17 protein-coding genes are annotated in these 23,675 nt (G+C 45.1%); 7 read left to right on the top strand and 10 right to left on the bottom strand.

Annotated features, from left to right (window positions below):
- Positions 1–14 precede the first annotated feature (14 nt).
- Positions 15–1,427, top strand: a complete 1,413-nt coding sequence (locus tag L3V36_RS09700; protein ID WP_208775161.1) for a phosphoglucomutase/phosphomannomutase family protein — start codon at positions 15–17, stop codon at positions 1,425–1,427.
- Between the two features lie 152 nt (positions 1,428–1,579).
- Here the strand turns inward: L3V36_RS09700 and L3V36_RS09695 are convergent, their stop codons facing one another.
- From L3V36_RS09695 to hrpB, 10 genes are all read right to left on the bottom strand, one after another.
- Complete coding sequence (locus tag L3V36_RS09695; RefSeq protein ID WP_108121755.1) at positions 1,580–2,608, bottom strand: ABC transporter ATP-binding protein; 1,029 nt, start codon at positions 2,606–2,608, stop codon at positions 1,580–1,582.
- A complete protein-coding gene (locus L3V36_RS09690) occupies positions 2,608–4,233 on the bottom strand; it encodes an iron ABC transporter permease (protein WP_108208110.1) in 1,626 nt (541 codons plus the stop codon). Before L3V36_RS09690 ends, L3V36_RS09695 begins: the two co-directional genes overlap by 1 nt.
- A 245-nt stretch (positions 4,234–4,478) precedes the next feature.
- The gene (locus L3V36_RS09685; protein ID WP_017084266.1) at positions 4,479–5,492 is read right to left on the bottom strand and encodes a Fe(3+) ABC transporter substrate-binding protein; all 1,014 of its coding nucleotides are present in this window, start codon (positions 5,490–5,492) and stop codon (positions 4,479–4,481) included.
- Between the two features lie 297 nt (positions 5,493–5,789).
- Positions 5,790–7,019: an ammonium transporter gene (locus L3V36_RS09680; RefSeq protein WP_017088370.1), complete on the bottom strand. Its 1,230-nt coding sequence runs from the start codon at positions 7,017–7,019 to the stop codon at positions 5,790–5,792.
- Between the two features lie 27 nt (positions 7,020–7,046).
- Entirely contained in the window at positions 7,047–7,385 is a 339-nt protein-coding gene (gene glnK, locus L3V36_RS09675; RefSeq protein ID WP_004738200.1) for a P-II family nitrogen regulator, read from the bottom strand.
- A gap of 258 nt (positions 7,386–7,643) precedes the next feature.
- Positions 7,644–8,012, bottom strand: coding sequence for a YacL family protein (locus tag L3V36_RS09670; RefSeq protein ID WP_017088701.1), 369 nt, complete (start codon positions 8,010–8,012; stop codon positions 7,644–7,646).
- A 237-nt stretch (positions 8,013–8,249) separates the two neighbouring features.
- Positions 8,250–10,838, bottom strand: a complete 2,589-nt coding sequence (gene acnB / locus L3V36_RS09665) for a bifunctional aconitate hydratase 2/2-methylisocitrate dehydratase (protein WP_026012369.1) — start codon at positions 10,836–10,838, stop codon at positions 8,250–8,252.
- Positions 10,839–11,110: 272 nt separating this feature from the next.
- Positions 11,111–13,444 carry a patatin-like phospholipase family protein gene (locus tag L3V36_RS09660; RefSeq protein WP_017093876.1) on the bottom strand — a complete coding sequence of 778 codons (2,334 nt, stop codon included), beginning with the start codon at positions 13,442–13,444 and terminating at the stop codon, positions 11,111–11,113.
- Between the two features lie 38 nt (positions 13,445–13,482).
- Positions 13,483–15,882, bottom strand: a complete 2,400-nt coding sequence (gene mrcB, locus L3V36_RS09655; protein WP_017087413.1) for a penicillin-binding protein 1B — start codon at positions 15,880–15,882, stop codon at positions 13,483–13,485.
- Positions 15,879–18,377, bottom strand: a complete 2,499-nt coding sequence (gene hrpB / locus L3V36_RS09650) for an ATP-dependent helicase HrpB (protein ID WP_083994938.1) — start codon at positions 18,375–18,377, stop codon at positions 15,879–15,881. The genes mrcB and hrpB overlap by 4 nt, the downstream gene beginning before the upstream one ends.
- A gap of 34 nt (positions 18,378–18,411) precedes the next feature.
- Between hrpB and sfsA the strand changes: the two genes are divergently transcribed.
- The 6 genes from sfsA (at position 18,412) to panB (ending at position 23,667) form a co-directional block, all read left to right on the top strand.
- Positions 18,412–19,173 carry a DNA/RNA nuclease SfsA gene (gene sfsA / locus L3V36_RS09645; protein WP_019350583.1) on the top strand — a complete coding sequence of 254 codons (762 nt, stop codon included), beginning with the start codon at positions 18,412–18,414 and terminating at the stop codon, positions 19,171–19,173.
- 135 nt (positions 19,174–19,308) lie between these two features.
- Positions 19,309–19,755 (top strand): RNA polymerase-binding protein DksA, encoded by a 447-nt coding sequence (gene dksA, locus L3V36_RS09640; RefSeq protein WP_017073117.1) that lies wholly within the window; start codon positions 19,309–19,311, stop codon positions 19,753–19,755.
- 198 nt (positions 19,756–19,953) lie between these two features.
- Positions 19,954–20,829, top strand: a complete 876-nt coding sequence (gene gluQRS / locus L3V36_RS09635) for a tRNA glutamyl-Q(34) synthetase GluQRS (protein ID WP_102448392.1) — start codon at positions 19,954–19,956, stop codon at positions 20,827–20,829.
- A gap of 183 nt (positions 20,830–21,012) precedes the next feature.
- Positions 21,013–22,368 carry a polynucleotide adenylyltransferase PcnB gene (gene pcnB, locus L3V36_RS09630; RefSeq protein ID WP_004735460.1) on the top strand — a complete coding sequence of 452 codons (1,356 nt, stop codon included), beginning with the start codon at positions 21,013–21,015 and terminating at the stop codon, positions 22,366–22,368.
- The gene (folK, locus tag L3V36_RS09625) at positions 22,365–22,850 is read left to right on the top strand and encodes a 2-amino-4-hydroxy-6-hydroxymethyldihydropteridine diphosphokinase (RefSeq protein WP_102448391.1); all 486 of its coding nucleotides are present in this window, start codon (positions 22,365–22,367) and stop codon (positions 22,848–22,850) included. Before pcnB ends, folK begins: the two co-directional genes overlap by 4 nt.
- A gap of 22 nt (positions 22,851–22,872) precedes the next feature.
- Positions 22,873–23,667 carry a 3-methyl-2-oxobutanoate hydroxymethyltransferase gene (panB, locus tag L3V36_RS09620; protein ID WP_102448390.1) on the top strand — a complete coding sequence of 265 codons (795 nt, stop codon included), beginning with the start codon at positions 22,873–22,875 and terminating at the stop codon, positions 23,665–23,667.
- Positions 23,668–23,675 lie beyond the last annotated feature (8 nt).

Here is a 23,675-nt window from a genome sequence, read left to right as displayed (position 1 = left end):
AAAAGGATTTTCTAATGATTAAATTTGGTACTGGCGGCTGGCGCGCGTTTATTGGTGAAGAGTTCACTAGAGAAAACGTCCGCTTAGTGGCACAAGCACTCTCTAACATCATCAATAATGAAGATGCAGCGAAAAACGGCTTCGTTATCGGCTATGACCGCCGCTTCCTTTCAGATAAAGCCGCGAGCTGGTTTGCTGAAGTATTGGCAGCCAACAACATCAAAGTGAGCTTTATCGACAAGTTCGTTCCGACTCCTATCGTGATGTTCCAAGCGAAAGAGATGGGGTGTGTCTACTCAGCCTGTATTACCGCTTCTCACAACCCTGCTGATTACAACGGAATCAAGGTTTTCATTGAAGGTGGCCGTGATGCTGATGAGATCATCACAGAGAAGATTGAACAGCAAATCGCAACACTGACCAACGAAGACGTTATCCGAGTCGATTTTGAACAAGCATTAAACGACAAAGAAATCGAGATCATCAACCCAATGAACGCCTTTGTTGACTCGATTATCAACGCTATTGATATCGAATCGATTAAGAAAGCGAACCTACGTGTACTGATTGACCCAATGTTTGGCGTGGCGAAAAACGCACTGCAAACCGTGTTAATCAGCGCTCGCTGTGATGTCGACGTGATCAACGATGGTAAGAACCCAGATTTCGGTGGTCTCATGCCATCTCCTAATGCAGCTACGCTGTATCGCTTGAAGCATTTGGTAGCAGCAGAAGGCTATGACATTGGTATTGGTACCGATGGCGACGCCGACCGTTTAGGCATCATCGATGAGAAAGGTCACTTCATTCACCCTAACGAAGTGTTACTGCTTCTTTACTACTACTTATTGGAATACAAAGGCTGGAAAGGCTCTGTCGTGCGTAACATCGCCACCACACATCTGCTCGACAAAGTAGCGGCAGATCATGGTGAGAAGAGCTTTGAGGTTCCTGTAGGCTTTAAGCATATCAGCTCTCAAATGGAAGCCGATGATTCACTAATTGGCGGTGAAAGCTCGGGCGGTTTAACCATTCGAGGTCACATCAAAGGTAAGGATGGCGTGTTCGCATCGAGCTTACTGGTTGAGATGATCAGTGTGACAGGCAAGAAGCTGTCTGAGCTGCTTGATGAGATTTACTCTAAGTATGGCTATGCGTATACGGCGGAAGGCGATTGCAAGTTTAAACCTTCAGAGAAGGAAGCGCTCTACACCAAGATCTACGTCGAAAAACAACTGCCTGAATTTGAATACGAAATTGAAAAAGTCAGCTATGAAGATGGTGCCAAGGTGTACTTCAAGAATGGCGGCTGGGTGATTGCTCGTTTCTCAGGAACTGAGCCATTGCTACGAATCTTCGCAGAAATGGAAGATAAAGACACTGCAGAACATGTTCTTCAAAAAGTGAAAGACTTCCTCTCTCTATAGGCTTATAGAGCGCAGCAGTCTTGTATGGGACTTAACAAATCACTGCCTTGTTAACCCTTATAGATGAAGAGCTTTTGCCCAGTACTTTCGATTAAAGTGCTGGGCTTTTTTATGGTTTATCGAGAATTAGCGGTACTATGAGTTGTACCTAATTAGAACGCCAATACGCCTTTGGTATCCACTTTTACGTTAACCGGCATACCAACTTCAAGCGCTTCTGACGAGGTTGCCAATAACTTTTGACCATGTGCTTCAATAACATAACGACAGTGATCGCCCATAAATTGCTGCTCTAGTACTGAAATAGCACTGTCTTGTTCGTAACTAGCTTGGATATGCTGTGGTCTTAAAAGAAGCTCACACGCACTGCCAAATTCAATCTCCGTTTGTGGTTTAGCTTCAACCACACCCAAGCTGGTTTCAAACTCCAGCTCTGAAATACGCTGTGCATTGAGGTAACTGCCGCCGCCCAAAAAGTCTGCAACGAACTTACTCGATGGATGGAAATAAAGCTCCGATGCCGAACCATACTGTTCAATCACACCATGGTTCATTACTGCCATCTTATCTGCAAACGCGAACGCCTCTTCACGACTGTGAGTCACAAAAATAGCTGTCACACCCTGCTTCTTAAATATTTTACGAATCTGAGAAATCAACTCATGGCGAACCTGAGTATCGATATTTGAGAAAGGTTCATCCAATAACAATAAATCTGGCTTGTATGCTAAAGAACGAGCAATCGCTACGCGCTGCTGTTGACCACCAGAAAGTTGATGTGGGTATCGGTCACCGAATTCATCTAAATGAACCAGCTCCAACATCTCTTGGACTTTATCTTTCTTTTGCTGATCAGAGAGATCTTTAAGGCCAAAACCAACATTCTGGTTTACCGTCAGGTGCGGAAACAGGGCGTAATCTTGGAAAATCATACCGATGTTTCGTTGCTCTGGTGGCAACCAATTATCACCATCATCAATGGTTTGACAGTTCAAGCTCATGATTCCGCTACTTAATGGAAGCAGCCCTGCAACCGCCTTAAGCAAAGTTGTTTTTCCGCAGCCACTGGCACCAAGAAGACAAACAATTTCACCATGCTCAACTTCTAACGAGAGCGATTCCAAGATGGTTTGCGACTCATATTTACAAGTCAGATCTTTAATTGATAATGCACAACTCATTAGTGTTTCTGCTCCAAAGAACGGTTAACGATGATCAGAGGAATTAAACCCACCAACACCAATAATACAGCAGGCATTGCCGCCAACTCTAGGTGCTCATCTGAGGCATAGTTATAAACATAGGTCGCCAATGTTTCGAAGTTAAAAGGACGTAACAGCAAAGCTGCATTTAGCTCTTTCATTGATTCGATAAACACCAGTAAACCTGCGATCAACGCGCCGCGTTTAATCAAAGGCAAATGGACGCGACGTAACATCTGGTTGGTATTACAACCCATGGTTTTAGAAGCCATATCCAATGAAGGAGATACTTTACTCAAGCTACTTTCGATACTGCCGATCGCCACTGCAGAAAAACGCACGACCATTGCAAAGATAAGCGCAAACATGGAACCAGAGAAGATCAAACCAGGTCGTCCCCACTCCATCACTTTAGCGATGTCATTGACCAAGTGATCCATAAACAACACAGGTACCATCACGCCAATCGCTAACACCGTGCCAGGAACGGCATAGCCCATCGAAGCAATACGCATGTAAGCCTGATTTTTCTTACTTGGGCTAACACGCTGATTAAAATTCACAATCATCGCAATGATAACGCCAATAATCGCCGCGACTACTGACACATAAAGGCTGTTAACCGCATACTCTCTGAATTCAGGCGTCCAGCTTTGCGCAAAGTATTTGTAGGCATAGATCATCAACTGACCGAGAGGAAACAAGAATGCAACGCACACTAATCCCCAACACCAGAACAGTGCCAACCATTTTTTCCAACCGGACAAGTCGTAGCGAAAGTCTTCACGACTGCTAAATTGATTCTGGAACAGTTTCTGTTTACGACGGCTATAGCGCTCTGAACTCAACAGTAGGATCACGATAACCAGCATAATTGCCGATATTTTCGCTGCAGCCGTTAAACTTGAGTAACCTAACCAGGTATCGTAAACCGCTGTCGTTAAAGTGTTGACTGCAAAGTAACTCACGGTACCAAAGTCACCGATGGTTTCCATTGCGACAAGCGATAGACCTACCGCCATAGAAGGACGAACAAGCGGTAAAGAGATACGACGAAAGCTTTCCCAAGGTGAGCATTTTAGCAACCGAGCGGATTGCAATAAGGAGACGTTTTGCTCCATAAATGCCGCGCGGCACAACAAGTAAACATACGGGTAAAGAACGAGGGACAGAACAATAATGGCACCCGATAACGTTCTAATATCCGGGAACCAATACTCACCGGGTCCCCACTCAGTCAGATCTCGCAGTAGCACTTGAACAGGGCCTGCAAAGTCGAACCAATCGGTAAAGATATACCCGACAATATAGCCTGGCATAGCTAATGGCAGTACCAGTGCCCACTGTAAAACACGCTCACCCGGCACACGGCACATTGCCATAATCCAAGCAGACGGAATACCAAAAACTAAAGACAGGAACATGGTTCCTATGACTAAAACCACCGTATTGTAAGCATAGGTGGGCATCACTGTGGACATCAGATGGGAAAATAGCTCATCTGTTTCTCCAACAGCCGTCGTAAAAATCGCTAAGATCGGTAAAACCAGCAATACTGCAATAATGCCGCTACTGGTGTTCCATAAATAATTCTTTTCTTTCATCGCCTAACTACAACGAGGCTTAATGAAACACAAATGCATTTGCAAATACATCTCATATCCTTTTAATGGTGGGGTTATTTATACCCATATACTGTAACGACTTCAAGGTGAGATGCTAATAACTCAAGGGATCAACGACGAGCTTTGTATCAAAAAGTGATTTTCCAAAAACAAACAACCCCAAGTGACCGAAAATGGCGACTTGAGGTTGTCATTTTACTTGGGCCGAAGCCTACAGTAATAAATTAAAGATCGAACTTAACTTCATCTAATAACTTGATTGCTGCTGCGTGGTGGTCAGCGATCTGGTCTAGAGAAATTGTATCAGCTTTGAATTCACCCCATGAAGCAACAAGCTCAGAAGGTTTAACGTCTGCTTTCACTGGGTATTCGTAGTTCACTTCTGCGTACATGCTTTGCGCTGTGTTACCAGATAGGAATTCCATTAGCTTAACGGCATTCTCTTCGTTTGGAGAGTATTTAGCCATTGCCATACCAGAGATATTCACGTGAGTACCTGTTGTCTCTTGGTTAGGGAAGTTAATGTAAACAGCATCAGCCCAAGCTTTTTGCTCTTTATCGTTAACCATCTTACCTAGGTAGTAGCTGTTGCCAAGAGCAACATCACATAGACCTTCTTTAATCGCTTTAACTTGTGCGCGATCGTTGCCTTGAGGCTTACGTGCTAGGTTTGCTTTTACGCCTTCTAGCCACTCTTTCGTTTCAGCTTCACCTTTGTGAGCGATCATCGAAGATACTAGAGAAACATTGTATGGGTGCTTACCGCTACGAGTACAGATTTTGCCTTTAAATTCAGGCTTAGTTAGATCTTCGTAAGTGAACTCTTCACCTAGACGACCAACACGGTCACGTGAAGAATAAACGCTACGTGTACGAGTTGTTAGAGCAAACCACTCGTTAGCAGTATCTTGGTACTGAGCAGGGATGTTCTTTTCAAGTACATCACTTTCAACAGACTGAACTAGACCTTGTTTAGTTAGTTCAGATAAACGGCTGATATCGACAGTTAATACAACGTCAGCTGGGCTGTATTCACCCTCTTGAGCTAACTTCTCTGCTAAACCTTTTTTAGCAAACTTAACGTTTACTTTAATGCCAGTCTCTTTCGTGAATTCCTTGAACATAGGCTCAACTAGGAAAGGTTGACGGTAAGAGTATACGTTCACTTCTTCCGCAGCCATTGCTGTCGGGGCAATCACACTACACGCTAGAGCTGAAAGTGTTAGCAGTTTTTTCATTGTAAAATCCTTTATATCGAAATGATAATCTATATCAGTTGCGTTATTATATTCATCAGTAACATAATTACAATGATGTCCGACAAAAAATTCGTCTACTCAGCACCATCAAGCTCGCACTTTTGTAACAATGTATTTCAGGGGATATTCATGTCATCTCCTATTCAAAATACTCGCTCACTCTCTCTTGAGAGATCATTGTTGCTTAGACATAGATAACAAGAAACCCCATAACCAATGGTTATGGGGTTTCTTAGACTAGCTTACTCTTTGTCTACATTAAGCTTTATTCTTTGATTACTTTACTGATACAAATTCAGGGTAAGCGCCAACACCACAATCGTGCATGTCCATACCTTCTAGTTCTTCATCTTCGGTTACACGGATACCAATTGTTGCTTTAAGCACTGCCCATACCGCTAGGCTAGCTCCGAATACCCATGCAAAGATTACTGCTGCACCCAATAGTTGAGCACCAAACGTTGCATCCGCGTTGCTTAGAGGCACAGCCATTAGACCGAAGAAGCCACATACACCGTGAACTGAGATAGCACCCACTGGATCATCAATCTTCACTTTATCTAGAGCAATGATGCTGAATACAACCAAGGCACCAGATACCGAACCAATCGCTACAGAAAATAAAGGTGATGGTGATAGAGGGTCCGCAGTGATTGCGACTAGGCCAGCTAACGCACCGTTAAGAATCATTGTTAAGTCTGCTTTACCCCAAGTTGTTTTACATACTAGTAATGCTGCGATTGCGCCTGCTGCTGCTGCTGCGTTGGTGTTAAGGAAGATCTGACCAACCGCTGTCGCGTTTTCAAAGTCTGAAACCATTAGCTGAGAACCGCCGTTGAAGCCGAACCAACCGAACCATAAGATGAACGTACCTAATGTTGCCAACGGCATGTTTGAACCAGGGATTGGGTAGATTTCACCATTTTTACCGTATTTACCTCGACGAGCACCGAGTAACAATACGCCAGCAAGCGCAGCCGAAGCACCAGCCATATGCACGATACCTGAACCTGCGAAATCACTGAAGCCTGCTTCTGATAGGAAGCCACCACCCCAAGTCCAGTAACCTTCCATTGGGTAGATAAACGCTGTTAGAACCACAGAGAAGATAAGGAATGACCAAAGCTTCATACGCTCAGCCACTGCGCCCGAAACGACCGACATTGCCGTTGCAACGAACACAACTTGGAAGAAGAAGTCAGATTCTAGTGAATGGTCTGCGCCTTCACCTTGAGTACCAATTAAAGTACCGAATGAAGGTAACCAACCACCTTCACCGTTATCTACGTACATAATGTTGTAGCCAACCACTAAGAAAGTCGTACAAGCAATAGCGTATAAACAGATGTTCTTAGTTAAAATTTCTGTGGTGTTCTTTGAGCGAACTAGGCCAGCTTCAAGCATTGCGAAGCCTGCAGCCATCCACATGACCAACGCACCTGAAATGAGGAAGAAAAAAGTGTCTAGTGCGTAACGTAGTTCCATTACTGTTGTCGTAAGTTCCATATTAAAGTCTCCAGTCCTTGTAATTCTTTAAAGTGCTTCAGCATCCATTTCACCAGTACGAATACGTACGGCTTGGCTTAGGTCATACACAAAAATTTTGCCATCACCGATTTTTCCGGTATGTGCTGCTTGGCTAATCGCTTCAACAACTCGGTCAACATTTTCAGCTTGGGTAGCAATCTCTAGCTTCACTTTTGGTAGGAAATCCACTTGGTACTCCGCACCACGATACAATTCAGTGTGTCCCTTCTGACGACCAAAGCCTTTCACTTCAGAAACAGTCATACCTTCAATACCCACATCAGAGAGCGCTTCGCGTACATCGTCTAATTTGAATGGCTTAACAATGGCATTTATTAATTTCATATTCGTTCCTTAAATTCTTACTTAATCCGTTAATTCTCTTATTACAATCCAAGTAGCGTGCCAAAAAGTTAAATCATTGATTTTAAACAACATGAAGATAATAAGTTCGTAATAACGAAAAAGGCCGCACCAATATGGTGCGGCCTTTTCACTATCTTAATGCGTTGCGCTATTGTTGCTCCAGTTTTGGGCAACCAAGCCTTCAAAGCTCTAAATGACTCAAGAATAGGGGCTAACTAGCGAGTAGAAAGTTAAACCTTAATAGCCTAAAAAGTCCATCCAGCGTTCGATAAGTCGCTCGAAATCATCGATTCCACAGCTTGCTTGGCTTTCACAGTTGTAGAAGTCAAATTCACTGCCCTCTTCCATCTCTTGCTCATGCGCTAACACGTTTTCCTGAATCGTTACGTCATCTTCATTGATAGCAAGGCTGATCTCTTTGCCAAGCAGCGTCACTTCATTACTCAGATCCTGTCGAGATTGTTCAATCAACGCCATCACGTGATCCAGTTTCTGCTTATCTTTCCCGATCTCTTCTTGAAGCCAGCGGCCAACAATTTCATGACCCATGCTGCACTTTACATAGTACTCGCCCATTAAAGTGTTTCGTGTAAATTCAAATTCCATAAAGGCTCCGCGCACTAATGACAGATAGGGTAAAAAATGAGGCGAGAGTATATAGCGAAGTCTACGAGAGATCGAGTGCGTTTAATGCTGCACTAAACCACCAATAAAAAATCAGCAAGAGCAAATCACCAAGAACGCACACAAACAAAAACGCCCTCTCGTATAGAGAAGGCGTTGTATTAGCAGCGAGTACGTTACTGCAATGCAGTAGCGACTGACTGATTATCTATAAAGCGCTTATGCAGGCTCTTGAAAGATAACTGTGTCTGCTTTTTCCGTGTACTGACCCATTTTATGGAAGTTCAGGTAACGATATGTATCAGCAGCGGTTGCATTGATCTTCTCTGCGTACTCTAAGTACTCTTCTTTCGTTGGAATACGACCAAGAATCGCACCAACAGCAGAAAGCTCAGCAGAAGCTAGGTAAACGTTCGCACCATTACCCAAACGGTTCGGGAAGTTACGTGTTGACGTCGACATAACCGTCGAAGCATCAGCAACACGAGCTTGGTTACCCATACATAGTGAACAGCCAGGAGTTTCGATACGTACCCCAGCACGACCGAAGATGCCGTAGTAGCCTTCTTCTGTCAGTTGGTCTTTATCCATCTTCGTTGGCGGAGCAACCCATAGGCGAGTATTTAGTGAGCCGTTAAACTCTTCTAACATCTTACCTGCAGCGCGGAAGTGACCAATGTTGGTCATACAAGAACCGATGAACACTTCTTGAATCTCAGTGCCTTGAACGTCTGAAAGAAGGCGAGCATCATCTGGATCGTTTGGCGCACATAGGATTGGTTGGTCAATATCAGCAAGATCAATCTCGATAACATGCGCGTATTCCGCATCTGAATCTGCAGATAGCAACTCAGGGTTCGCAACCCACTCTTCCATTGCCGTAATACGACGCTCAATCGTACGAACATCACCGTAACCTTCAGCAATCATCCACTTAAGCATAACGATATTCGAGTTCAGGTACTCATCGATAGACTCTTGAGATAGCTTAACAGTACAACCTGCAGCTGAACGCTCAGCAGATGCATCAGAAAGCTCAAATGCTTGCTCTACAGACAGGTGTTCAACGCCTTCAATTTCTAGTACACGACCAGAGAATTCGTTGATCTTACCTGCTTTCTCAACAGTTAGTAGACCTTGCTTGATACCGTAAAGTGGAATGGCATGTACTAGGTCACGTAGTGTGATACCCGGTTGCATTTCGCCTTTAAAGCGAACCAAGATAGATTCAGGCATATCAAGAGGCATAACACCTGTTGCCGCCGCAAATGCGACCAAGCCAGAACCCGCAGGGAATGAAATACCAAGAGGGAAACGAGTATGCGAGTCACCACCTGTACCTACAGTATCAGGAAGAAGCATACGGTTTAGCCATGAGTGAATAACACCATCACCCGGACGAAGTGAAACACCCGCACGGTTCATGATGAAATCAGGTAGCGTATGGTGAGTGTTTACATCAACCGGTTTAGGGTATGCAGATGTGTGACAGAAAGACTGCATTACAAGGTCTGCTGAGAAACCAAGACACGCCAGATCTTTAAGTTCATCACGAGTCATAGGACCCGTAGTATCTTGAGAACCCACTGTCGTCATTTTAGGTTCACAGTACTGACCAGCACGTACACCTTCAACACCACACGCTTTACCTACCATCTTCTGAGCTAGCGTGTAGCCTTTATCAGAAGCTAATGGATCGATTGGTTTAGCAAATAGGTCTGTTTCAGCTAGGCCTAGAGCATCACGAGCACGACCTGTTAGGCCACGACCAATGATCAGTGGAATGCGGCCACCAGCACGAACTTCGTCTAGCAAAACTTTGCCTAGTTCAAAGTTTGAAATCACAGAACCGTTCTTATGAACAACACCTTCGTACGGGTAGATATCAATGATATCGCCCATGTTCATGTCTTGTACGTTCAGTTCAATGGGTAGTGCGCCTGAATCTTCCATTGTGTTGTAGAAGATTGGTGCAATTTTACCACCAAGACAAACACCGCCAGTACGCTTGTTTGGTACGAATGGGATATCTTCGCCCATAAACCAAAGCACTGAGTTCGTTGCCGATTTACGTGAAGAACCTGTACCAACAACATCACCAACGTAAGCCAGTTGAATGCCGTCTTTTTGCATTTCTTCAATCTGTTTGATTGGACCAACGTTACCCTGTTCGTCAGGAGTAATGCCATCACGTTCCATTTTCAGCATCGCTTTCGCATGTACTGGGATATCAGGACGTGACCATGCATCAGGCGCTGGAGATAGGTCATCGGTGTTCGTTTCACCAGTGACTTTAAATACTTTAACGGTGATTTTTTCCGCTACTTTGTCTTTAGCTGTGAACCATTCAGCATCAGCCCAAGATTGAAGCACTTGTTGTGCAGAAGCATTACCTGCTTTCGCTTTCTCTTCGACATCGTAAAACGCATCGAACATCAGTAGAGTATGAGAAAGGGCTTTAACAGCGATTGGAGCAAGTTCAGCGTCATCTAGTAGAGATACTAGAGATTCGATGTTGTAACCGCCTTGCATAGTACCAAGCAGTTGTGCAGCTTTTGCTTTGCTTACTAGTGGAGATGTCACTTCACCTTTAGTGATAGCCGTAAGAAAGCCCGCTTTTACATAAGCAGCTTCATCTACACCCGGTGGAATGCGGTTTTCTAGTAGGTCAAGAATGATTTCTTCTTCACCTTGAGGTGGATTCTTCAGAAGTTCAACTAGGCCAGCTACCTGCTCAGCATCTAGTGGTTTTGGAACAACTCCCTCGGCAGCACGTTCTTCGACGTGTTTACGGTAGGCTTCAAGCACGACTTTTTTCCTCTCATTGCGGTTCACTTCTTACCTTCATAATTGTTAGTAAAATAAAGAAGTGAACATCCTTGGAAACTTGGCTCTCCATTGCCATTTTTGTCATTCAATTTGTATTGATGAGCGGCGTCATAGAGGCCAAACTGTGGGCGATAGAATAGCAAATTTAACGTTAAATTAAAATCTTATCATTTTGACCAACATAGCAAGTTAAGACGAAAGTCCCACTATTTTTGCCTAATTACGCAGTTAAACGGCTACTCTACGCATGATTATTTGTAGGAAGTACCGACAATCAAATAGACCGAATCATAGTTATCTTCAGTTCGGCCATAAGCCAAAATGATCGGTCCTATTGGCGAATCGACACCAGCAAAAACAGAACCTGCGGTGTACATTGGTGCTTCATCAATGGTTAAATCATTGTTCGACCAAACACCACCATGTTCTATGGATGCACCTACGTAGAACGGTGATTTAAAGAGGCCGAAGTCATTTTCAAACCACTTATAACGATAGATAAGGCTGGTGTAGGCCAAGTTCTGACCTATCATACTATTCCTTGGAATACCTGACAGGTTTAAGAAACCGCCAAGCTCTTTGGGGTCGATTGGAAAAATCGAGTTCTTACTCTCTACAATACCGTAATCAAGCTTTGCGACTAAAGTATGCTTCTCAATACTCTTTGCTGCCATGAAATTAGCCGAAAACTCATAAACCGTATCGCTTTCAGCCCCTAGATCCGGGGTATCTCCAGACGTGTTGTCCTCAAAGTCATCATGGGAAACAAGATATTCTAAATCGACAAAGTAACCTTCCGTTGGCAAACTAAAATTATCTAAAGTATCGAGCCGATAACTAATAAACCCGCCTATACGTGTATACGCTCCGTTACCAAAAGATGGTAGCGAAGAAACCTCCAAACCCCCATCAGTATAACGAGCACCAAATTTCAGTTCTTGCCACAACGTCGGTTGATAGCCTAATGCCAATTCACCGACATATTCACTATAAGTCAGTGGGACATAGTCTGTAGTCGCCTCTAATGTCGGCTCTCCAATCTCCCCCTCAACCACGGACAAGTTTCTATTTTCCTTACTGTAAACAATCGATGCAGAAGTGAACAGTTTTTGACTCGAAAAGAAGGGCGAGTAAAGTTCCGCTTCAATTCGTTTGTCAGTACCCATCTCGACGTTAGTTCTTAGCTCTGCACCATGCTTATTAATATCGGTAAAGTTGGCTGAGACACCGATCGAGTACTGACTAGTAGTAGAGAAATCATCTTCAAGAAAGAATCGAAAGTTGAGGTAGTTTGGGCCCCAAGACTTTTCGTTCACATCGACTTGAAGTTGGTCTTCACCGTCAACGTTGTCAAATTCATAAGTGACCAACTCAAATCTATCCAGTGCATAGAGATCTTTCACTTTAGATTCGATTTCACTGGTTTTCAAAACCTCACCAGAATCAAGGTTTAAGCGGTTTTCGATCAACTTATCTGAATAGTGGGTGTTGTTGTTGATGACCACCCTATCGACGACAGTTTGATCGCCATGTTTCAGCTGCTTTCGAGCTTGTTGCTTATGCTCGATATACTTCTGATAGTCCGCGTTAGAAAGTGACAGCTTAGAAAGCTCATCAGTATGCTGCTTAGCGGCTTCATAGCCCGCGAGGAAAGCCGATGGCATTTTATCAAAGTCAGTCGTCTCCATTTGCCCAACATCAGGACGTAGGAAAACATCATCATCCGTCAGTGTTTCAGCTTGCTCTTGAGTGCTGCGTTGGACCAGATAATTAGAGAGTTGATCAGCTGCCGCTAGAAAATTCGTGAAATCTTCTTTGCCTTTGTAATTGGTACTGATATCCACCGCAATGACAATGTCCGCGCCCATCGCTCTGGCAACGTCGACTGGCATATTATTGGTGACACCACCATCAACCAGCATTCGGCCATCTAATTCATAAGGGGGAAGCGCGCCGGGAACTGACATACTGGCCATCATCGCATCAACAAGGTGACCATGGTCGATGACCACTTCTTCAAGCTCAATAATGTCGGTTGCGACTGAACGGTAGGGAATAGCAAGATGGTCAAAAGAGTCGAGTGGAGATAGGTTACCTGTGGTCTCACGCAGAATACGCAACATGTTCTGACCTTGAACCACACCTTTCCTAGCTTTGATTTCGCCCCAACCTAAACCGAGATCGGTGTTCAGTTGGTAACGGTCTTCATATTCTTTGTCACGTACTCGGCGATCACTACGGTTAACACGATCACGGTAGCCGCGATTCCAATCAACCGTATAAATAAAACTTTCAATCTCATCAGCACTCATCCCTGTCGCATAAAGCCCACCAACGTAAGAACCCATGCTAGTACCAGTAATGTAATCGACCGGAATTTGCATCTCTTCTAGCGCTTTAAGTACACCAATGTGAGCCGCTCCTTTGGCTCCTCCACCAGCAAGCACAACAGCAACGGTTGGTCTTTTATGAGCTTGTCCAGCTTGCTGAGATTGTTCCACCGGTGTCACAGTAGATGCAAACAGCTGAAAACTGATCACAGTACCGACAATGCCTAAGCTGCTCACTATCCAACGAGAAATCATTCTTTAAACTATCCTTGTCATTCTTTTCTTTTACGACTTTACCACTGAAAAAGCTTTTTTAGCCACTGTTTTGGTTGACTTTCACAACCCTTTTTAATGTTTCCATTCTCATCCCATACCGGCAGTTTAACCGTACCGTCACAGTCAAACTCTAAAGCCCCTTGAGAAGTTCGAGTAAAACTTGCCGTCGTAATGCCATTCGGCCAAGGCAACAGTAACTGCTCTGGAGTTCGATGTTTCAGATAATCGGCATAGACACGTAGCGCACCACTAGAGCCCGTGAGTTTAGTCGGCTTATTATCATCGCGCCCTAGCCAGATGGTAGTGACTTCGCGACCATCAACACCCACGAACCAACTGTCTCGGCTGTCATTACTGGTTCCCGTTTTACCCGCTAATCCTGCCCATGCAAACTGACCTTGCAGGAAACGCCCCGTACCTTCAGACACACCACGTTTCATGGCATAAGTTGTCAACCAAGCTGCTTGCTGGTCAACGCTTTGTGATACACGAGGGATCGACTGATATAGAACCTCACCATCGTTATCAACAACTGAACGAAGCGCAGACAAAGGTGCGATACGGCCAGAGTTGGTGATGGTTTGGTACATCTGCGCTACCTGAAATGGGGTCAATGAGAATGAACCCAAAAACATCGATGGCACTGGACGAATTTCGTTTTTATCGACACCCAGTTTTCCAATCGTATCCGAAACGCTATCAATACCTAACTGCATGCCCAAACGAACCGTTGGTACGTTGTAAGACTTAGAAAGCGCCACATACAAGGGCACATCGCCACGGAACTTACGATCGAAGTTTCTTGGGCTCCACACGCTGCCTTTACTGCCTTTCAAGCTCAGTGGCGTGTCCTTCAATGTTGTCGCCAACGTGTACTTCTGGGGTTGATCTAGTGCGGTTAAGTAGATTGCAGGCTTAACCAAGGAACCAATAGGACGACTCGCATTCAAAGCACGGTTAAAGCCATCGTAGCCAGTACGCTTACCACCAACCATCGCACGAATTTCACCAGTATTTCTATCCACGGCAATAGCAGCAGCCTCGAGCTTGTTACCTGCCGTTTTAGATAAATCAGGCACCTTACGAGCAATCGACTTCTCTAGCTTGTCTTGGGACACCGGATCCAGAGAGGTAAAGACTCGAATGCCTTTCTGTGCTTCAAATCGGTCACCGACATATCTCTTAAGCTCAATGTTTACTTGCTGGAAGTAAGCGGGCTGACGGCTCGCTATACGTGGGTTATCTTGAATATCCAAGTCTCGGCTTGCGGCTTCTTCGTACTGTTTCGGCGTCAATATGTCTTGTTGCATCAGCAAACGTAGAACCAAATCACGTCGAGTCTTAGCTCGCTCAGGGTAACGAACCGGGTTGTAATACGAAGGTCCTTTGACCATGCCGACCAGCAGTGCTAGTTGATCGATTCGGAGTTCTTGAATCGGTTGCCCGAAGTACAAGCGAGATGCTAACCCAAAGCCATGAATCGCTTGCCCACCATTTTGCCCAAGATAAACCTCGTTTAAGTATGCTTCTAAGATGCGGTCTTTGCTGTAACGATGATCCAAGATAAGTGCAATATAGGCTTCGCGAACCTTACGCCATAATGTGCGCTCGCTAGATAAGAACAGGTTTTTTGCCAATTGTTGCGTCAACGTACTGCCACCTTGTACGGTTCGCCCTGCTTTTACATTGACCACCATCGCACGAGCGATTGCCAGTGGCGATACCCCATCGTGCTGATAGAAATTTCGGTCTTCGGTTGCCAGCAATGCATCAACCATCACCTCAGGGAACTGATTACGTTTTAAGAACAGACGCTGCTCATCGCTGCTTTTTTCAAGCATGCCAAGCATTTTCGGTTCAACACGCAGATACCCCATGTCGCCTTTCTTCTCTAGCGACTGAATACGAGTTAACTCGTTACCGTTGAAATGCAGCATCACATGACGATCCGCTTCCGGTCCATCGACAAACTCGAACGGGCGACGAATCATTTCAATCTTGGTTGAAGAAGAAGAGTATTCGCCTGGGTGACGAGGAGCGTTCACCTTACGATAATTGAGTACATCCAGCTCATTCTTAACCTGCACCAAACTCACCTGAGTTCCCGGAGACAGGTCCAGCACTCGCGCATAAACCACGGTTGGCAAATCAAACAACTGACCTTCAAAACGCTGCTTGACCACGGAATCAAGATAAATACCGACGAACAACAGCAATGCAGCAAGTGCCAAGCCTGCTTTCCAAGAAATGCCCCACAGGATCTTCAACCAACCTCTCTTGCCAGACGGCTTAGCTTTAGGTTTAGTCTTTTTTGCTGCTGCTCTTGGCTTTCTAGGCTTGGCTTTGGTCGCTGGTGACTTCTTTGCTGGCGCTTTTTTAGGTGGTGCCTTTTTGGGCGTTAACATTTTGGTCATCATCGATTCAACTGTCGTTTGGTTTTAGTGGTTGCTACATGGTTAGCAGGGTCATCTGGCCAAGGATGTTTTGGGTAACGGCCTTTCATTTCTTTTTGTACTTCTTTGTACGCGCCAGCCCAAAAGCCAGCTAAATCTTGAGTAATTTGTAGTGGTCGTTGTGCTGGAGAAAGTAGCTCAAGCACCACTTTTTTACGCCCTTGCGCGATCAATGGCGAGTCTCGTTCACCAAAGACTTCCTGCATTCGTACTGAGATCACTGGCTCAGACTGATACTGGTAGCGAATTGCTTTTTTACTGCCCGTCGGCATCAGATAGTCGGTAGGCAGCCATTGATCAATTTCTTGATTCAACGGCCAACCAAGGTATGCCGACAGTGCTTGTTCAATCGATACATTCGACAACCCTTTAGCAGACTTAATGCCATTTAAATACGGCGACAGCCACTCATCAAGATGTTCAACTAAACTCGCCTCATCCATCGCTGGCCAATCATGCTCAGGCATCCAAAGTTCTGCACAGCGTACCCGCTCAACCAGTTGTTTAGCCGAAGGGGTCCAATGTAAGCGATCCAACCCGCATCGAGCGATATAATTGAGTAGCGCTTGGCTCGCCTGATTCGCATCAGGCTCTGGTAAAGCTTTGGTGCTGATAATCAACTTGCCCAAAGACACTCGCTGCTCGGCCACTAAGCGGCCACGTTTTTCATCCCAATCGGCGTAATCTGAACGCACAAGCAGTTTTGGGAATTCAACTTCTAGCTGCGAAATATCAACGGCGGTGGCTAAGAAAATCTGACTGGCTCGCCCTGTGCTGCGCATCAAATCAATCACTACGATATAGTCATTGTTCGCCAATGAATCATCGTCTCGAACCTCAGCCCCGTGGCCATTCGCAAGAAGGAAAGCACTGCTGGTTGCGCTTCTCACTTGTGCAATTCGGTCTGGGAAGGCAAAACAAAGCACTAATGGTAGCAATGATTCGTCAACTTGTGACAAATCTAAGTGATGTTTGAGTTTGCTCGCGAGACTTTTCGCTCGCTGCATCACAACGCTATTTTTTGAGTGTTTTCTTTGCTTCAGTCGATGCAACGAATGCTGAATATCCGTCACATTGCGCTCTGGCTCTTCAAGTAAAGCGGCAGCAACAATCGCGACATTCAGTAGCTCTTGGCTGCTTTGCTGCGCTTTAACCAACATACTGGCGATGCGAGGTTCAATTCCTAAGCGTTGAGCCTGTTTTCCTAGTGCCGTAAATTGACCATTACCGTCTAACAGTTCCAGGTTTTGTAAGAGTTGCTTAGCTTGTTCTGTTGAAGCTTTCGGTGGAATGTCTAACCATTGCAATTCATCAGCACTTGCGGCTCCCCATTGTGTCAATTCAGACACCAACGAAGACAAATCAGAATGAAGAATCTCAGGTTCTGGCACAGCAGGTTGCTGCATCAACTGTGTTTCACTGTACAAGCGAACACACAAGCCCTCTTCGATTCGCCCAGCACGACCCGCTCTTTGTTCAGCTGAAGATTGCGAGATTTTCACTTGCTCCAGCTTAGTAATACCGGTTTTCAGATCGAACTTTGCCACACGTTCAAGCCCGGAATCGACCACCAGTCGAATGCCCTCAATCGTTAAAGAAGTCTCAGCAATATTGGTCGCTAACACCACTTTTCGACGCCCTTTCTCTGATGGCGCAATCGCTTTTTGTTGTTGAGGAAAGCTGAGCTGACCGTACAAAGGACACACATCGATATCGCTGGCGAGTTGTTCTAGTTGAGATTCGACTTGTTTTATCGCCGAGACACCCGGCAAGAAAGCCAAAAGTGAGCCTGACTGTTTCTCCATCAGAGAACGAATTACGTTGGCCATCTTAGGAGCTAAATATTCATTCGAGCCTAATGGCTGATAACGGAAGTCGACCGGGAAAGTTCGCCCTTGTGATTCAACATACTTGGCATCAGGCAACAAAGATTGCAGCGCGTGTTGATCTAAGGTTGCCGACATCACCACCACTTTTAGATCATCACGCAGTGCTTCTTGGATCTCCAAACTAAAGGCCAGCGCGGTATCTGCATGGATACTGCGCTCGTGGAACTCATCAAAGATCACCATATCAACCCCAGTCAATTCAGGGTCGGTTTGGATCATTCTCGTCATAATCCCTTCGGTTACGATTTCCAAGCGAGTCGCATTGCTGGTTTTAGATTCACCACGAACTCTAAAACCTATGCTCTCTCCCACTTTTTCTCCCAATTGGCTGGCTAAGTAAGTTGCGATATTCCTTGCCGCCAAACGCCTCGGTTCAAGCATAATGATTTTGCCTTGAACGGCGTTGGTCTTAACTAACTGTAAAGGGAAGAATGTTGACTTACCCGCACCGGGAGCGGCCTTTAGAATAAGTTGAGTGTGTGTTTCTACGCCAGCGAGCAGATCTGGCATCACAGCTTCTATGGGCAGTTGTGGCAATGGGAGAACCTTGTGGTGTAATGTTGGCAACATTGTACATAAAAACCTACCTGTCTAAATAAGTAATATGCACTTCAATCCTCCATTAGAGCCAGCGACTCTTATTAAACGCTATAAACGTTTTCTCACTGACATCCAACTTCCAGACGGCAGCGAACGTACTATTCATTGCGCTAACACTGGTGCAATGACGGGATGTGCGACCCCTGGCAATACGGTGTGGTACTCAACCTCAGATAATGTAAAAAGAAAATACCCAAACAGCTGGGAGATCTCAGAAACAGACAAAGGTCACCGTATTTGTGTAAATACTGCGCGAGCAAACCAGTTGGCAGTGGAAGCAATTGAAAATAATACTATAGTTGAACTCTTAGGCTATAACGCGTTACGAACCGAAGTGAAATATGGCAGTGAGAATAGTCGAATTGATATTCTGCTTGAAGATAACGAAAAGCCGCCTTGCTATATCGAAGTAAAAAGCGTCACTTTGCTCGACGAACAACAAACGTCCACTAAGCAACAAATATCAACTAAGCAAAAAACGTCAACCAAAGGACAAGGCTTTTTCCCTGATGCGGTCACCACTAGAGGCCAGAAACATCTGCGTGAACTCACAGAAATGGTCGAATCTGGAAATAGAGCCGTACTTTTATTCACTGTTTTGCATTCAGGTATTGAAAAAGTGTCTGCGGCACACCATATAGACGCCAAATATTCGTTATTACTTAAACAAGCACAAGACGCTGGTGTTGAAGTGCTTTGCTATAAAGCAGAGCTCAGCAGTACTCAAATACAACTAAAACAAGCTGTTGAATTTATCAATAGCTAAGCAAAAATGCTGAACTATTCACATTGATTGCAAGTTTGAACAAGAGTATTTGCCACCATTCGTTCTTTCTGCTATAGATACCCGCCTTAAAATTAGCTGCTTTGCAGTTGACTAGGTGTAAATAGGAGATGCTGTATGCCAGAATCTAAGAAAAAAGCGCTAGGCATCCTAGCCATCGCAGGTGTTGAACCGTACCAAGCAAAGCCAGGTGAAGAATACATGTCACCTGAGCAAACGGAACATTTTACAAAAATTTTAGCAGCTTGGCGCAACCAGCTCAGGGAAGAAGTTGATCGTACTGTGCACCACATGCAGGACGAAGCAGCAAATTTCCCAGACCCAGTTGACCGTGCTTCTCAAGAAGAAGAATTCAGCCTAGAGTTACGTAACCGTGACCGTGAGCGCCGTCTTATCAAGAAAATTGAGAAGACACTAGACAAGATCGAAGAAGACGATTTCGGCTTCTGTGACTCTTGCGGTGTCGAGATTGGCATTCGTCGTCTTGAAGCTCGTCCAACTGCTGACCTTTGTATTGACTGTAAAACACTTGCAGAGATCAAAGAGAAACAGATGCAAGGTTAATTCTTGCGGATGTAAAAAAGGGAGCTTTGGCTCCCTTTTTTGTTTGTTATCCAAGCTGAATATTTCAATATTTTGCTAGAAAATCAACAGCTTTGGCTTGTTTGTACGTATTAATACGATGACTAAACGAACCAAAGCAATAGATAAACGTCTTAAGAATCGGCTACTGCGGTACCATCAAGATTAGGTTTTTCACTTATGAATTATATCGGGCGCTTTGCACCATCACCGTCAGGTCCTCTTCATTTTGGATCACTAGTTGCAGCTCTTGGTAGCTACTTTCAAGCGAAATCAAACCAAGGACAATGGTTAGTTCGCATGGAAGACCTCGACCCACCAAGAGAAATGGCCGGCGCTGCAGACCTCATTCTTAAGACGCTTGAGGCTTACCACCTATTTTGGGATGGCGAAGTCGTCTACCAAAGCCAACGCCATGACCTTTACCAAGCTCAAATTGATCAATGGGTCGCTGACAAGCAAGCCTATTACTGTCAATGCACACGCAAGCAGATAAAGTCTCTGGGTGGGTTTTATAATGGTCACTGCCGAAACGCAGGTTTGATTGATTCAGGCGAACAAGCCGTGCGCTTGTGCATGGACTTTCCAGTCGAGTCTTTTGACGATGTTCGTCACGGCACGATTCAAATCCCTAAAGCATTGGCTGAAGAAGATTTTATTATCAAACGCAGAGATGGATTGTTTGCCTATAACTTGGCGGTTGTCCTTGATGACATCGAGCAAGGGGTAACAGAAGTCGTAAGAGGCGCAGACCTGATAGAACCTACAGGTCGACAAATCAGTTTGTATAAGACACTCAAGCAAAAAACCGTGAGTTACTTGCACTTACCATTGGCAACCGATGGCTTGGGGAATAAACTGTCAAAACAGAACCATGCCACCGCGATCGATCTCGACAACCCAAAACCAACGCTGCTCGACGCTATGCGATTCTTAGGTTTTGGTATCCCGCATGCCCTCTGTGAGGCTTCAATGGATGAGATTTTGTTATGGGGAACTCAGCAATGGAACGTCAGCCAGTTACCTGATAGTTTACAAAAAGAGCACAGCGATTAGCTCAAAACTAACGGTAAATAGCAAAAACGACACATAAAAATGCCATAACCAACTGCAGTGGTTAAGCAGACGATGTTCTCAAATGGCTCGCGCTAAGCTATCATTAGCCGCAATTAAACTCTGCACTACCACTTTGGACTAAGAGAAAAACAAAGCTGGCGATACCTACTTTGTTCTAAACTAATGAATACAAACGACAATACCCCAAGCGAACAACGCGGATTCCACGAATTAGCTCTGAATATATATACTCGTCAAGAGCACAATATTTCACGCAAGCAGATCAGCGACAACGCACTAAAAGTGCTATATCGCCTGAATGGTGCGGGTTTTGACGCATTTCTAGTCGGTGGTGGTGTTCGCGATATCTTATTAGGCTCACAGCCAAAAGATTTTGATATTGCGACCAACGCAACACCAGAACAAATCAAAAACCTCTTCAGAAACTGTCGCCTTATCGGTCGCCGTTTCCGCTTAGCACATATCATGTTTGGTCGTGACATCATTGAAGTGGCAACTTTCCGTGGCCACCACCAAGAGCCATCGAAAAACGTATCTGCGCAATCTGATGAAGGCATGCTGCTACGCGATAACGTGTACGGCAATGTTGATGAAGATGCAGAGCGTCGTGACTTCACTATTAATGCGATGTACTACAACATTGCAGACTACAGCATTCACGATTACGCGGGTGGTGTGGAAGATTTAGAAGACAAGCTGATCCGCTTAATTGGCGATCCAGAAACTCGCTACCGTGAAGATCCGGTACGTATGCTTCGCGCGATGCGTTTCGCCGCTAAACTGGATTTCGATATTGAAGAAGACACAGCAGACCCTATCGAAGAGCTGGCACACCTGCTAAAAGATATCCCAGCAGCGCGCCTTTACGAAGAGTCTCTGAAATTACTTCAATCAGGTCACGGTTTAGAAACCTATCACCTAATGCGTGAATACAATCTGTTCCAACAGATGTTCCCTGCAATTGCAGAGCACTTCACTGAAGGTTACGACTCTCATACAGAGCAGATGCTTGACTTAGTACTCGACTCAACCGATCTTCGTATCGAAGATGGCAAGCGAGTAAACCCTGCATTTATGTTTGCAGCGATTCTTTGGTACCCAATGAACAAGCTTGCAGACAAGCTTGTCGCTGAGCAGGGTATGGCGCATTACGATGCGATAATGGAAGCGAGCAACATCATTCTTGACCAGCAAGTTAAGTCTATTGCTATTCCTCGTCGTCACACGGCGACCGTTCGTGAAGTTTGGCAACTGCAATTGCGACTGCCTCGTCGTAACGGTAAACGTGCTGTTCGTCTCATGGAACTGAATAAGTTCCGTGCTGGTTACGACTTCCTAGAAATGCGTGGCGAGATTGAGGGTGGCGAAACCAAAGAACTAGCAAAATGGTGGGAGCGTTATCAGACCGCAGGCCGCAACATGCGCCAAGCGATGGCTAACGACGTTGCAGCACCATCAAAATCAGGCCATCGTCGCCGTAAGACTTACCGAAACAAAAAGAGTAAGCAGTCCGAATGATAACGGCTTATATTGCGGTCGGCAGCAACCTTGCCGACCCAGTTAGCCAAGCAAACTTGGCTATCGAAACGCTAAAAATCCTACCGCGATCAACGTTTATTGCGACCTCTCAGCTATATAGTAGCACTCCAATGGGGCCGCAAAACCAACCTGACTACATCAACGCGGTAGTAGCAATCCAAACCGAATTAACGCCAATTGAACTGCTTGATTGCACTCAAAAGATCGAGCTAGAGCAAGGGCGCGTCCGTAAAGACGAGCGTTGGGGGCCAAGAACTTTGGATCTCGACATTGTGTTATACGGCAATGAGGTGATCGATTCAGAGCGCTTAATCGTTCCTCATTACGGAATGAAAGAACGAGAGTTTGTACTTTACCCGCTTGCTGAAATCGCACCAAGTTTACAACTCCCTGATGGGACTGAGCTGACAGAACTACTCAAAATAGTTGATAAGAACGGGCTCAATGTTTGGCAACAATAGCCAAGCGCATTAAGGAAAACCAATGAAAAAAGTAACCATTAACGACCTGATCAAATGCAAACGTGAAGGCCGTAAATTCGCGACGTCGACAGCTTATGATGCGAGCTTTGCTCAGTTATTCGAAAGCCAAGAAATGCCAGTTCTGCTTGTCGGTGACTCACTGGGTATGGTTCTACAAGGCCATAACGACACATTACCAGTAACCGTTGAAGACATTGCTTACCATACTCGCTCAGTGCGCGTAGGTAGCCCAAACTGTCTTCTTATGGCTGACATGCCTTTCATGAGCTACGCAACGCCAGAGCAAGCCTGTGAGAGCGCAGCAACCTTGATGCGTGCTGGTGCGAACATGGTAAAAATCGAAGGCGGAAGCTGGTTGGTTGATACTGTGAAGATGCTAACAGAACGTGCAGTACCAGTATGTGCACACTTAGGCTTAACGCCTCAGTCTGTGAACATTTTGGGTGGTTACAAAGTGCAAGGTCGTGACGACGAGCAAGCCGACAAAATGGTTGCTGACGCTCTAGCACTGCAAAACGCAGGCGCTCAAATCGTTCTCCTTGAATGTGTGCCCGCTTCATTGGCAAAAAGAATTACAGAAGCTTGTGACGTACCCGTTATCGGTATCGGCGCAGGTAATGTTACCGATGGTCAGATCTTGGTTATGCATGACATGTTCGGTATTTCTGCGAACTACATGCCGAAATTCTCTAAGAATTTCCTAGCTGAAACAGGTGATATGCGTAAAGCCGTCGCTCTATACAAAGAAGAAGTAGAGAGCGCACGTTTCCCTGATGATGCTCATACAATCGCTTAGGAGTAACT

The sequence above is a fragment of the Vibrio sp. G-C-1 genome (assembly GCF_021728015.1).
In the GTDB taxonomy this organism is placed as follows: domain Bacteria; phylum Pseudomonadota; class Gammaproteobacteria; order Enterobacterales; family Vibrionaceae; genus Vibrio; species Vibrio splendidus.
Note: the sequence above shows the minus strand (reverse complement) of the source record. Positions and strands in the feature narration are given on the sequence as shown.

Bases quoted from the DNA above. Each gene is read 5' to 3' on its own strand.
- L3V36_RS09700 (WP_208775161.1), top strand. From the start codon at position 15: ATGATTAAATTTGGTACTGGCGGCTGGCGCGCGTTTATTGGTGAAGAG.
- L3V36_RS09695 (WP_108121755.1), bottom strand. From the start codon at position 2,608: ATGAGTTGTGCATTATCAATTAAAGATCTGACTTGTAAATATGAGTCG.
- L3V36_RS09690 (WP_108208110.1), bottom strand. From the start codon at position 4,233: ATGAAAGAAAAGAATTATTTATGGAACACCAGTAGCGGCATTATTGCA.
- L3V36_RS09685 (WP_017084266.1), bottom strand. From the start codon at position 5,492: ATGAAAAAACTGCTAACACTTTCAGCTCTAGCGTGTAGTGTGATTGCC.
- L3V36_RS09680 (WP_017088370.1), bottom strand. From the start codon at position 7,019: ATGGAACTTACGACAACAGTAATGGAACTACGTTACGCACTAGACACT.
- glnK (WP_004738200.1), bottom strand. From the start codon at position 7,385: ATGAAATTAATAAATGCCATTGTTAAGCCATTCAAATTAGACGATGTA.
- L3V36_RS09670 (WP_017088701.1), bottom strand. From the start codon at position 8,012: ATGGAATTTGAATTTACACGAAACACTTTAATGGGCGAGTACTATGTA.
- L3V36_RS09660 (WP_017093876.1), bottom strand. From the start codon at position 13,444: ATGATTTCTCGTTGGATAGTGAGCAGCTTAGGCATTGTCGGTACTGTG.
- mrcB (WP_017087413.1), bottom strand. From the start codon at position 15,882: ATGATGACCAAAATGTTAACGCCCAAAAAGGCACCACCTAAAAAAGCG.
- hrpB (WP_083994938.1), bottom strand. From the start codon at position 18,377: ATGTTGCCAACATTACACCACAAGGTTCTCCCATTGCCACAACTGCCC.
- sfsA (WP_019350583.1), top strand. From the start codon at position 18,412: ATGCACTTCAATCCTCCATTAGAGCCAGCGACTCTTATTAAACGCTAT.
- dksA (WP_017073117.1), top strand. From the start codon at position 19,309: ATGCCAGAATCTAAGAAAAAAGCGCTAGGCATCCTAGCCATCGCAGGT.
- gluQRS (WP_102448392.1), top strand. From the start codon at position 19,954: ATGAATTATATCGGGCGCTTTGCACCATCACCGTCAGGTCCTCTTCAT.
- pcnB (WP_004735460.1), top strand. From the start codon at position 21,013: ATGAATACAAACGACAATACCCCAAGCGAACAACGCGGATTCCACGAA.
- folK (WP_102448391.1), top strand. From the start codon at position 22,365: ATGATAACGGCTTATATTGCGGTCGGCAGCAACCTTGCCGACCCAGTT.
- panB (WP_102448390.1), top strand. From the start codon at position 22,873: ATGAAAAAAGTAACCATTAACGACCTGATCAAATGCAAACGTGAAGGC.